A 12,369-nucleotide genomic window follows, 5' to 3' on the forward strand; every position below is an offset into this window, starting at 1 on the left:
TCAAGCGCGTGGCCGCTTGGGTTTTTCAATTTTTTATAACGAGTGCATTTCTTCTTGGCTTTTTATACTATAAGAGTGGCTAAGCTCACGCCTGCTTATCTTCATAATACTCCACAAGAAAAGGTTGAAATTCGCGCAGCTTCAGATGCATATCGCGTTTCATTCCATGATACGAAAAAGGAGCGTTTGTTATCCGGGCGAACAAGCCCTTTTCCATTTGGCATCTTTGCTTCTATGGATACGAATGAAAAACCACTTACCTAAATCATACAGAGATGGATGTTAGATGGTTCTCTTGTCAAATGATTTCCCTTTTATTATAATCGAATACATTAGGGATATCCAAAGTCTTTAAACTCGGGCAGCGCTGCATTCCTTGATTGGAGAACTGGAGCGGAGTAAGATAGGAGGGAGACATATAGAAATGGAGAAGTGATGTAACGATGAAATATTCCAAAGCGACAAACTACGCTCTTCATACGATGTTGTTTCTCAGTCAAGTCCCTTTGGACAAACCCATAGGGGTTCAGCAGCTGGCTGAGCAGCAGCAAGTATCGCCAACATATTTATCGAAAATATTGACCAAGCTTGCAAAGGCTGGAATGATCGAATCAACCTCCGGCTTGAAAGGGGGATATCGTCTTAAGCGAAACTGGGAGGATATTTCCTTTTTGGATATTATTCAGGCGATTGAGGGAACAGCTTCGTTATTTGATTGTGATCTAAATCATGGGCCGGGATGTTTGATTGAGCAGGTTATGGTTGAGGCGGAAAATAAGATCGAGAATTTTTTGAGAGAGCAGAAAATTTCCGATGTTGCTAAGAAAGCAACAAACATGTGGGATAGCAGCATCAAACATTCCTAACAATCTTGTTCCGTAAATTGCATAGGAGGGAGCAGAGTGGCAACCCATTTATTGAGTGATCCGGAAATATGGAAAAACGCTTGGAAACACGATCCAGAGGCAGGGGTTAACAGAATGAAAAGAGCGGGAATGAACCCGCTGCATTCTTTTGATAGCTATAAAACAGCAAAATCTTTCCATGATCAGGCATTCAGTGAAGAAGGAAGAAACAGAGCTGCCAGAATCATGGGATGGATCCAATCGCAAGGGGTTCATTTTGATCAAATTTCGGTCTTGGATATCGGAGCGGCTTCCGGCGGTTTCAGCATTCCGTTTGCGCAGCAAGGGGCAAGGGTTACCGCCCTAGAACCTTCGAAGACATTGACGGAGCTGATGAAAAATAGTGTTCCGCCGTCCTTGAAGGGAAGCATTAACATCGTCCAAGATCCGTTTGAGAATGTAAATGTTGACGAAAAGGGCTGGAAGGAAAAGTTCGACCTCGTGTTTGCGTCCATGTGCCCCGCCATTTTTGGCTGGGAGATGGTGGAGAAAGCTTTGTCTTGCGCAAGTCAATTTTGCTATATCAGCACGATTGCCGGTCCGAAGGAACATAATCTGATTCAGGAACTGCGCCCCGTGTTGGGAGTCGAAGAAGAGCAGGCACAGACATCGGATATGTTTTATATCATGCAGTTATTGAACATTTATGGTTATTCTTTTCAAACGCTCATTACCCGTGAAACGCAAGTCGCAGTGATGTCTCTGGATGATGCGGTAAAAAATACGCTGGGCTGGTTCGAATTTTGCGGGATGCCAACGGACAGGGAGTCGCTTTTGAAGGCGGAAGAGTACTTAAGAAAAACCTATGCTGGCAAAAAAATAGAAGTAAGACAAGGCGGACGTTTTGGGAAGGTACTCATCCGACTAAAAGATCAAAGTATGGGGTAACGCATAAGCCCTAAAAGCGTTGGGATCCGATACTTTTTTATTTTTAAATTATGGAGTTTATATACCTAAAATAACTTCTTTGTGATTGATAGGAAAGATAAACATGCAAGCTACAACGGCAGAAGGACAGCCAATAACATATAAAACGATGCTGATTAGGAACTGCCCTTTATCCGCATGGTAATGCAATAATGAAAATTTGAAACGAATTCTGAAAATGCTATTTTCCAATCGTTTGCCTTTAAAAATGAACGGAATGATTCACCGGATAAGATAGGGTATCCGTTTGAAAAATGCATACCGGTCTAGTTTGTCGAGAACCCTGTCCTCTGTAGAGGGAACAGGGTTTCTAGTGCAGACGACAAAAGAACCTACCTGAAGGGGTAGGTTTTCTGTAGCGTCATTGTTTAAGTAATTGTAACACGGCTTGAGGATTCTGATTTGCTTGGGTCAATATCGCTTGGGCAGCTTGCGTTAACATATTGGATTTTGTCAAATTCACAATTTCCTTGGCCATGTCTGCATCACGAATGCGTGATTCGGCTGTCATTAGGTTTTCAGCAGAATTGTCCACGTTCTTTAATGTGTGTTCCATACGGTTTTGTAATGCACCATACACCGATCGATAGTGCAAAACTTTTTCAATTGCTCCATCTGATTTGGCTAATGCTTGCTCAGGTATTGATGGTGGCAACAAGCCAATATTTTTAATTCCCAATCCCTGCGTACCTACATTGAACAGGGGAATAACAATAGTCTCGCCTTTGTTAGCTCCTGCCTGAATGTTAAGTTTTGGTGGTATGTAGTCTATATCCGTTACGTTTGTATCCACTGTCGTTTCAATATGTTTAGTTTCAACAACTTCATGCGTCAGTTCAAACGCATCAAAATTTAATGAAAACGGACCATATTTGAAACCTAAAGTTACACTCGAACCACTAGGCACGGTTAGCTGCCAATCAAAATTTATTTGGGGCTGCCCTGCTGCCGGATTATTGATGGAGAGCTCTGTTGGCGATAAAAATCCAAGTGAATCATCAAACTGAATGCCGGCGTTGGCTTCTGTCCCCGTCATGTTAAATGAACTGCCCGAGGGCGGATTTATTATGATATGGCCATTAGCCAATGGATTTCCACCGCTATCAGTGATCGCTGAATTTGTTGGGGGGTTAATCATATTACTTAGATTAATATCAGCAGCGAATGAATCTCCGTTACGGATTACATATTTGATTTCCATCGAGTTATCGGCTAATACAGTCCTGTATCTTATAATCGATAGGTTTGTACCGGGAAACCACATATGATCCCAAGCAGGATCACTGCCCGAGCTGCTACGAGAAGTATATTCCATTGGCCTCGAGCTTCCGTTAACTTCGATATTTTCGATCATCGAACCATACGCATCACCAAAATTTTTCGGTCCGAAACTGGTTGTATTCATACCCACAGAGTGCCAGTAGGCAGGCGTGGAAAATTGAGGGTCATTTATAGCTGTCAACGATTCATAAATAGTCATATTTGTGTCTGTTTTTGTTGTTGTAGTAGTGTCAACATTATATTCGTTATATCCTTCTGTTCCATCTGGTAAGACAATGGGTGTAATATTGTTCGAATTTGAGTATGTATGGGTCGTTTCAGATGTATCGGAACTGCTGATCACATGCCTTGCTTCTTCAGGTGTTCCTCGTGGTTTGTATACGATACTTTTGTTTATTGAAGTAACTGATGGAGGGTCACTTACCGAAAAAGCGCTGTTGCTGCTTGAACGATCAGCCAATATTCCATAATCATCTCTTGCTAACAAGTTCATCGTATTAAACTCAGTTTTATTTGAAAGGCTCTCGATTTCATCCGTAAGCTGATGTATTTCCATATCAATCTTTCGCCGATCTTCATCGGTAAGGGGATCATTCAAGCCCTGGATGATCAGTTCCCTTTGTCTGTGTAAAATATCAGTTATCTCCTGTAAACCGCCCTCTGCGGTTTGAATGAGTGAAACGCCATCCTGAACATTTCGGGAAGCTTGATTTAACCCTCTAATTTGTGCCCTCATTTTTTCGGATATTGCCAAGCCTGCAGCATCATCGGAAGCTTTATTAATGCGTAATCCCGAAGAAAGTTTTTCTAGACTATTCGAACTCGCTTTGGAATTTTTTCGTAAAGTGTTATTTATTCTAAAGGCCGGTAAGTTATGGGATATTTTCATGTTTCATACCTCTATGTAAATGAAATGATAGGTTTATTTTACCATGCCAATAGAACTAGAGTCCATAAATTTAACTTACAGACATAAATGACAGGGCCCGTTTAAATTCAGTCAAGAGTAGAGAATCCTACTAAATCATTGCGGGAATACCTCGCCTAAAAAATGAGTGGGAAGCCGGGATGTGCGTCTATTGTCCTATATGCCGCCGCCTAATTAATCGAGGCTCTAACTTCATGCTAACCATCTTCCTATGTTCCTGCATACGTCTATATGGAATGTTGTGTGTTGCGGGCAAAATTTTTATGATATGTTATATGCCAAATAAATGGATTGGATTGTTATAATTTTAACAAGCAATCCGCCAAAGGAGTGTTAAACAATGAATTTTGAAATGGTAATGCAAGAACTTGAAGCTCTCGGCAAGGAACGACTCAAGAAGATGTACATATCCAACGGCGCACATGAACCGCTTTTTGGCGTGGCGACCGGCGAGATGAAACCGATCTTCAAGAAAACGAAAATCAACCAACCTTTAGCCGAGCAGCTATACGCGACAGGGAACTACGACGCTATGTATTTTGCCGGCATCATTGCAGACCCCAATGCGATGACCGAAGCGGATTATGACCGTTGGATGGATGCGGCTTATTTTTACATGCTGTCCGATTATGTGGTTGCCGTTACTCTAGCGGAAGCAGACATCGCACAAAAGGTTGCCGATCGATGGATTGCAAGCGGAGAGGAGTTAAGAATGTCGGCGGGCTGGAGCTGTTACTGCTGGCTGTTGGGGAACCGTCCGGATGGTGAATTCTCCGAAGACAAAATTGCCGGCATGCTCGATCTGGTGGAACGAACGATTCACGATGCTCCCGAACGAGCGAAATACGCGATGAACAATTTTTTGTATACAGTTGCTGTATCTTATTTGCCTCTCCATGATAAAGCCGTTGAGACCGCTAATGCAGTAGGTCCGGTCGAAGTCAGGGACAAGACCAAAAGCAAGTTCATACACGCTTCCGCAAACATTCAAAAGGCTGTAGATAAAGGGCAGCTTGGTTTCAAACGCAAACATGTCCGGTGTTAAATCCAAGTATGCTACACTCCGTCTTTGATTGTTCAGGCCGCCGATTTCTTTCGATGGACTGATTTGTATTATGAGAAAACCGATGGGGCAAACGTTCTTTGCCTTTGCTACAAAGTTAAAGGGGATCGTAGCCGCTTGCAGATCTTTTAAAACGGTACTTGTTCTAATGATGAGAGTGCTTAGACAAATGTTTCCGTCACTTTATTCGGTTGTCTTCGATTCGAACTCTTTCTTTCAACGTATTGCCTTCTTTGGTTAGCCGATATAATCCCGCAACCGTTGGATTCATCTGAACCAATCCTTCTTGCAAAAGGACTTTAAGTCCCTCTTGTACGTCCGGTAAATTCCCTGATGCTTCCGGAAGCTGGTTAGCAAGCCGGATCGGGGTCTGCCATTCAGTGGTTAGTGTTAGCAGCACCGTTCGTTGTTTGGGTGTCAACTCCATTCTTTCTTCCTCCTTATAAGATCATCTTCAAAATACAGTTGTTTTCAATGATAACACATGCGGACAATCCGTTGGATGGCGGAAAGTACCCTTTGACCATGTAACTTCCTTACGATCCGGTGGCTCCGGCGGCCAATATTTTTTTATGGGAAAAATACGCCCCTATGATCGCTCGGATCAGCGAACCGGTGTCGGCAAATCATTTAGCCGCAGGCAAATAAACGGTAAATGCCGTACCTTGATCAGGCTCGCTCACGACGCGGATAAACCCGCCATGGGCTCTGACAAAATGATGAGCGATCGCTAATCCGAGCCCCGTTCCGCCTGAATGCCGCGAACGGGCTTTTTCCACGCGATAAAAACGGTCGAATAGGTGGGCCAGCTCCTCGGCTGGAATTCCGATGCCGGTGTCGATCACGGAGGCACAAGTAAAGGCTGCATTCCCGTCCATGACCCCGTCTTCAATGACAACCGAGATGCTTCCGCCTTCCGGCGTGTAGCGGATTGCATTCGTCAATAAATTGATGAACACCTGCGTAATCCGTCTCGCGTCGGCCATTACCGTTACCGGTCTCGTGTTCGAATAGAAGCGTATTTCCAGTCCGTTCTCTTCAGCCTCCATTTTCACATCTTCAACGATTTGTTCAAGTTTTGCTGACAGATCGAGCGGTTTGCAATCCAAAACCAACCGGCCCGCCTCAGCCAACGATAAGACGTGAAGATCTTCCACGATCAAACTTAGGCGTATCACTTCGTCATGGAGTCTGAGCATCATTTCTGGAGGGACGTATTGACCGGTCTGTTGCGCGTTTTCTAATTTTAGCTGCATGATGGACAGCGGAGTTCGAAGCTCATGAGCGACATCGGCCACCAACCGCCTGCGGGCGTCCTCAGCTTCCCGAAGGCGAAGCGTCATGTCGTTGAATGTATGGATTACTTTACCGTATTCGTCTTTTGATTGTACAGGAACGTTCACGTCCAGATCCCCGTGCGCCACGCGTTCGATCGCGGCAACGAGCTTTCGAAGCGGGATCGTCAGTACCCCCGAAATCCATAAACTGAAGAACAGCCCGAGTGCTAAAAAAAACACCCAATTTCCAAGCCAAAATGTTTGCATCTTACCGGAAACATAAGTCTTCAAGATCTCGATTTGTTCCCCGGGCGGCGCGTTCACATAAGCTGCACTGATTTCTTCCTTGCGGAATTGATCGAACAAAGACTCCATGTAAACCTGTTTGGTTACGGCATGGGCGCCGCCGACAATAAGAACGAGCAGTCCCATGCAGGCAAATATTTTTTGTCGTACCGTCAACGTCATCATCGTTCACCGAACCCGGAACCCAAACCGTACACCGTCTGAACATATCGAGGATTGGCCGGTTCGTCCTCCATAAGCAACCATTTCGGTTCCATTCCATCACGCCTTTCCAGTTTAGTCTGCTACCAGTGCGAGATTCCACCATTTGCCGAAAATTATACCGTGTTTCAACATGTTCTTGAAGAAATACATACAAAAAGAGGAGGATCTGCATAAGTTCTTGACATTTATTGTTTAAACTGATTGCGTAACAAAGAGAACTACCGGCACCGCAAAAAGGGCCGAAATGTATGCATGTCGATTAAGAGAGCGATAGTGCGGAAGGAGGGATCGATCCAGCCGAATCCTTCGTTTGTGCATTAACAAGTACATTTTGCCAAACAACAAAGGGGAGTGAGCAACAAATGAAAATGATGTTTGTTTCATTCGTAATAATTAGTACGCTTCTATTTATACCAACAATTCTTTCTGCCGATGTAACCAACGGTAGTGCTGAATACGGATATTTACCCCAATGCGGCTGAGGGCCCTCGTGGCCGGAGTAGTGGGGCTGGCCAGCGTGGTCATCGGCGGGTTGTCTCTCGTGCGCTCCCGCCGTGCGGGCTACGGGCGAGCAGGAGCCATCGTTGGCGGGGTGGCAGGGCTGATCGGCATCCTCCTCGCAGTGCTGCATTTGCTCAACTCCAGCGGTGGTTTCGGTACCGGCAACGGGCGAGCCGGGGCTATCGTAGCCATATTGGTGGGGCTGGCCGGCATAATCCTCGCCGGGCTAACTTGGGTCCGCTCCCGCCGCAACGGCTGAACCGGCCTGTTTCCATTGCAGCTATAAACTGGTATATTGTTTTAAAAGGAAATTATAGATGAAGATTTTGGAAAAATCCAAGGAGCGACTTTCAATCAGAAATATATAGAGTGAAACGGTTTAGTTCGTCTATTTATTGTGTCCGGGAGCGGGAGGAATCGAATTTTGCAAAATCCTGAGATGCCAAGCCAGTAATTTTAGGTTTATAAATCATCATGAATGATTCAAAGTTTTTTTAACTTCGAATGAATGAATTTAAAAAATATTCATTCATAGGAACATGCACTAGCGAATAGGAATAATTTTCGGATAGTTTACAGAAAACCAACTTGGATGGGATGGAATGAAAATGAAAAAGATATTGGGAATTTTATCTATTATATTGTGTGGTCTTTGGATCTCCCCTTTATTCAGCTCAGCGGGAAGCGATCAAAACATGCTAGTAGAGCGGTCAGAAGACTCCGTCCTATCCGAAGTGGATGCGTACATTGCTCGTGAAATGAAACGGCAACATCTTCCGGGCCTGGCTCTCGGGATTGTACAGGGGGATCGGATTCTTTACCTCAAAGGATACGGTCAAGCCGATTCGTCGGGTCGTCCCGTAACACCGGACACACCATTCGGCCTAGGTTCGATCGGCAAGTCGATTACGGCTATGGCCGTGCTGCAGCTTGCCGAAAAAGGAAAAATTGACTTGGATGCGCCTATACAACGATATATCCCCACCAAGCATAAAGGCGCAGAGTTCATTACGGTACGCCAATTGCTTAACCAAACAAGCGGGTTCACCCAAATTTCGACTTTTAGCAACACGTTGACAAGCGCCAACGAACAGGCTCAAGATGCTCTGGAAAAAAACGCCTTGTCTTATGCGGAAAAGTTTCTAAAGGACACCAAGCAAACCGAACATCCCTACAGGTATTCGAACGCAAATTATGTACTGCTCGGCTATATCGTGCAGCAAGTATCCGGCCAGTCTTATGGCGACTATGTGAAGGAGCATATTTTCAGCCCTCTGTCTATGCACAGCAGCTACGTTACGCTCGATGAAGCAGCCGGGCACGGACTGGCTACGCCCTACCGTCGAATATTCGGATACAACGTTGCCTACGACGGCCCCTATATTTTTATTCCAGGGGATGCGCCGGCGGGCTACCTCTATACCAGCGCGGAGGACATGAGCCATTATTTGATTGCCCAAATAAACGGCGGCCGGTTTGAAAATGATTCCGTTCTCTCTTCGGAAGGGATTCGGCTTATGCAGACCGAACCTGTTCCGGGAACGTACGCCATGGGTTGGATGACAGATCGCATAAACGGTTTGCCGGTGATCGGTCAGCCGGGCGGTTCGATCGGTTTTCAAGCCCAAACGTATATAGTTCCGGAAAAACAGCTGGGAGTCATCGTATTCGCTAATGTGCTTGATGCGATCGATTCGACGTTATTCAAATCGCACATCATAACGACTACCCATATCGCTTCCGGGGTCGTCAACATCCTGAATGAACGACCGATTGGAGGATCGAGTCTAAGCATTTCGCAGAAATACATGCTTGTAAATATACTCATGTTCATCCTAACCGCTTGGTTATTATACGCGCTCGCCCGAACAGCCAAGCGCTGCTTTGGACCGTGGAGTCCTGACTATTCCGGCCATTCTAAAATATCCGTCAAAGTTATATCCAGAATTGTTGTGGATTTTGCAGGTCTGATTGTCGTCCTGATATTAAGTATGACTCAAGTGGTGCCAGTGTGGCATATCGCGGAAATCTACCAGCCGGACGTCATCCTTTGGCTGAAGATGATGACTGTACTTTTGGCATTGAAGGGAAGCATGGGAATGATTCGGTTGGTTCGCACGATTTGGCATGAAACAACATCAACGTTGAAGTATTGAAAATAAGCGGGAATATCGCCTAGGGGTGTTTTTGATGATCCGTAAAGCAGTTGGAGCCATTGTGGAGCATGACGGGAAGGTTATGCTGGTACATAAAGTGAAGGGAGCCCAAGGGAAAATAAAAGCGATGTGGGACTTCCCCAAAGGCGGTATCGAACCTCAGGATGTCACTTTGGAGCAAGCTTTGTTTCGGGAACTGAAGGAGGAGACGGGTTCGACGAATTACGAAATCATGAAGCGGTATGACGATAAAATTCTCTTTTTATTCGATCGGGCGACCCGTGAAAAGATTGGTTTTGAACGTCAGGAAACGACGATGTTTCATGTGGTGTACAGAGGAGACGGGACGGATTTGACACCGGAGGATGACGAAATCGACGAGATTCGATTTTTTGCGAGAGAACGAATTCCGGAGCTGTTATTTCCCGAATCGCGCGAGTTTTTCGCAAAACATGTCAGTTTGAGTTGATCCGCAAAAAGCGACAGATATATTTTAAGACGTTTGGGTTCGTCGTGTCCCAGGCGTCTTTTTTTTGCTGTTTTTAAGGCTTGATCTGACGCTATTCGAGAGAAAACCTCTTTTTTGAGTGGGAGTATCAAGAATATATTCCATTACTTTACAATCGATAAATTATCCATAATAATAGATGATATATACTAGAATGGAGAGGTGTTCTATGAATCCGGTTTATATTACAAGTATCGGCAAATTTCTGCCGGGCGATCCTGTCGGCAATGACGAAATGGAGGATTATCTTGGCAAAATCGGAGGTAAACCTTCCAAAACCAAACGGATCATTCTTGAGCGAAACCAAATCCGTTATCGGTATTACGCGATGGACAAAGAACAGAAAAGTTTGTACTCTAACGCGGAGATGGCCGCTCTTGCCATCCGCGACGCCTTGGAGCGGAACGGGAACGTAACGGAACGGGATATCGGTTTCCTGGCGACCGGAACGACAAGACCCGACCTGCTTCTGCCCGGCTTTGCAAGCATGGTGCACGGCGAAACGGGCCTGCCCGTCATGGAGATCGCCTCGCACGCCGGCTTGTGCGCAAGCGGAACCCAGGCGCTTAAAAATGCATACATACAAATCAAATCCGGCGAGCACCAAGCCGCAATCTCCTGCGGAAGCGAGTTTTACAGCCGCGAATTTAAACATACCAAGTTTGAGGCGCAAGGAATCTACAGCAATAGCCGTATCCCGTTCGATACCGATTTTTTGCGGTTTATGTTATCGGATGGAGCGGGTGCCGCCGTGTTGCAAAACACCCCCAATCCTGCAGGCCTCTCGCTGCGCATCGAATGGATCGATAACAAGTCCTTTGCGAATCAATACGAAGTCTGCATGTACTCCGGAATGAATAAAGAGGACGGGATTTCATCCTGGCACGACTATCCGTCGATTCATGAAGCGGCCGACCGCGGAGCGTTGAATATGAAGCAAGATGTCAGACTGGTCAATGAAATATCCAAAGTAGGCGTCATCCGTTTTCTGGAGCTTGTGGAGGAAGGGCGATTTGATCCGGAAAACATCGATTGGATGGTCTGCCATTATTCATCGCATTTTTTTAAGGACGAATTGTTCAAATTGTTGGAACTTGGCGGCGTGCATATTCCGGACGAAAAATGGTTTACGAATTTGTATACGAAAGGGAATACGGGCGCGGCTTCCATTTATATCATGCTGGAGGAACTGCTGAACGAGGGGCATCTTACCGAAGGACAGCAGCTGTTGGCCATCGTACCCGAAAGCGGCAGGTTCCAAACCTCTTTTACGCTGCTTACCGTCGTGGGACCTTCAGCGGGAGCGTAAAGACCTGTCGTTGGTTTACGGGAAGGCTGACCGCCTGAACAACTAGAGGCTCATTCCGCATTTAGCGGGATGAGCCATTTATTTTAAATAGAGCTGGTGAGCAGCAAGAACGGGTTATTTAAACTCCAATTCCTCCATCACTTGTTCGACCGTTTTATGGAGAGTGATTTCCGGGTAATAGGTTAAAATTTCAGCGACTGCTTCTTTTAGGGTAGGGAAGGTTTTAAGCGGTTCGGTATCATCGTTGATCGGAATCTCGTATACTTCGTATTCGTAACCACCGTGTTCGATTTTATTGGGCTTAATGCCATGATTAAATATCCAAGCCTCTTTTTTTAAGTATGACAGCCTTTTGGTGAGCAGATGCTCAACGTCAATGCCGTACAGCTTAAGCGCATCATTGGTTTGTCGCTGAATTTGCCTGCAAACGTTCAATCGATGGGCATCAAATTCAAGCATGCCGCTCAGCATATTTTTCTCCGTTTCCCGGACCTGTTCCCACGCACGCATCTGCCCGTAAACTTGCATCAGATCCGTTTTTGGAATCGTTTGATCGGAGCCCGCAATCGAAAAATGCGAAGGAATATCCCCGGCGGAGTAGTAACGGACTGCTTTTCCCTGCGACCGGGCATAGTCGATTTCTTTTCCGGTGCTGCTGCCTATGTACCCGTCCACATCGATCACGAAAATTTCGTCGGAAAGATCGATTTTTCTCAGATGAATCTCCCCCATCCGTTCAGCTTGTTCCTGCGTGATTTCAAAACCTTCGCTTTGCTCAAAAAAAGCAACGGTCATCACGACATTTCCCTGAAGGGTCAAAAAAGCGTTGGCCTGTTCGAATTGGCGCTTGAATTTGGTCGAACCGCATAAGGTAATTATTTTCATGATGGCATCCTTTCATATAAGCAGTCGTTGGAATCATTATACTGGAATTTTGGGGATAAGGGTGCTCTATTAGAAATCCAGCGGGCCCTTTGATACAATTATTAACATCAGCTGCTTTT

The 12,369-nt window shown here is 45.5% G+C and carries 11 protein-coding genes and 1 pseudogene; 8 read left to right on the forward strand and 4 right to left on the reverse strand.

Features of this window, described 5'->3' with window-relative positions; translation table 11 throughout:
- The first annotated feature begins 54 nt into the window (after window positions 1–54).
- From GQY55_RS31320 to GQY55_RS11565, 3 genes are all read left to right on the forward strand, one after another.
- Window positions 55–264, forward strand: coding sequence for a hypothetical protein (locus tag GQY55_RS31320; RefSeq protein ID WP_212957780.1), 210 nt, complete (start codon window positions 55–57; stop codon window positions 262–264).
- 179 nt (window positions 265–443) lie between these two features.
- Entirely contained in the window at window positions 444–866 is a 423-nt protein-coding gene (locus GQY55_RS11560) for an Rrf2 family transcriptional regulator (protein ID WP_160041374.1), read from the forward strand.
- Between the two features lie 36 nt (window positions 867–902).
- Window positions 903–1,793, forward strand: a complete 891-nt coding sequence (locus GQY55_RS11565) for a class I SAM-dependent methyltransferase (protein WP_236575549.1) — start codon at window positions 903–905, stop codon at window positions 1,791–1,793.
- Window positions 1,794–2,193: 400 nt separating this feature from the next.
- Here GQY55_RS11565 and GQY55_RS31930 read toward each other — a convergent pair whose 3' ends face one another.
- The gene (locus GQY55_RS31930) at window positions 2,194–4,002 is read right to left on the reverse strand and encodes a flagellin N-terminal helical domain-containing protein (RefSeq protein WP_160041376.1); all 1,809 of its coding nucleotides are present in this window, start codon (window positions 4,000–4,002) and stop codon (window positions 2,194–2,196) included.
- Between the two features lie 379 nt (window positions 4,003–4,381).
- On the opposite strand from GQY55_RS31930, the gene GQY55_RS11575 reads away from it, so the two are divergent.
- Window positions 4,382–5,086, forward strand: coding sequence for a DNA alkylation repair protein (locus GQY55_RS11575; RefSeq protein ID WP_160041378.1), 705 nt, complete (start codon window positions 4,382–4,384; stop codon window positions 5,084–5,086).
- Between the two features lie 196 nt (window positions 5,087–5,282).
- Here the strand turns inward: GQY55_RS11575 and GQY55_RS11580 are convergent, their stop codons facing one another.
- Both GQY55_RS11580 and GQY55_RS11585 read right to left on the reverse strand, forming a co-directional pair.
- Window positions 5,283–5,531, reverse strand: coding sequence for a hypothetical protein (locus GQY55_RS11580; protein ID WP_160041380.1), 249 nt, complete (start codon window positions 5,529–5,531; stop codon window positions 5,283–5,285).
- Between the two features lie 199 nt (window positions 5,532–5,730).
- Entirely contained in the window at window positions 5,731–6,813 is a 1,083-nt protein-coding gene (locus GQY55_RS11585) for a sensor histidine kinase (RefSeq protein ID WP_236575550.1), read from the reverse strand.
- A 550-nt stretch (window positions 6,814–7,363) separates the two neighbouring features.
- Between GQY55_RS11585 and GQY55_RS31335 the strand changes: the two genes are divergently transcribed.
- The 4 genes from GQY55_RS31335 (at window position 7,364) to GQY55_RS11600 (ending at window position 11,365) form a co-directional block, all read left to right on the forward strand.
- Window positions 7,364–7,651: a DUF6223 family protein gene (locus GQY55_RS31335; protein WP_236575551.1), complete on the forward strand. Its 288-nt coding sequence runs from the start codon at window positions 7,364–7,366 to the stop codon at window positions 7,649–7,651.
- 436 nt (window positions 7,652–8,087) lie between these two features.
- Entirely contained in the window at window positions 8,088–9,548 is a 1,461-nt protein-coding gene (locus tag GQY55_RS11590) for a serine hydrolase domain-containing protein (protein WP_160041382.1), read from the forward strand.
- Between the two features lie 34 nt (window positions 9,549–9,582).
- A complete protein-coding gene (locus GQY55_RS11595) occupies window positions 9,583–10,017 on the forward strand; it encodes an NUDIX hydrolase (protein WP_160041384.1) in 435 nt (144 codons plus the stop codon).
- A 208-nt stretch (window positions 10,018–10,225) separates the two neighbouring features.
- Window positions 10,226–11,365, forward strand: coding sequence for a beta-ketoacyl-ACP synthase III (locus GQY55_RS11600; RefSeq protein ID WP_160041386.1), 1,140 nt, complete (start codon window positions 10,226–10,228; stop codon window positions 11,363–11,365).
- Between the two features lie 582 nt (window positions 11,366–11,947).
- Here GQY55_RS11600 and GQY55_RS11605 read toward each other — a convergent pair.
- A pseudogene (locus GQY55_RS11605) lies at window positions 11,948–12,250 on the reverse strand (DUF4406 domain-containing protein); the annotation flags it as partial.
- Between the last annotated feature and the right edge of the window lie 119 nt (window positions 12,251–12,369).

It is taken from the genome of Paenibacillus sp. USDA918EY (assembly GCF_009870825.1).
Lineage (GTDB): Bacteria > Bacillota > Bacilli > Paenibacillales > Paenibacillaceae > Paenibacillus_AQ > Paenibacillus_AQ albilobatus.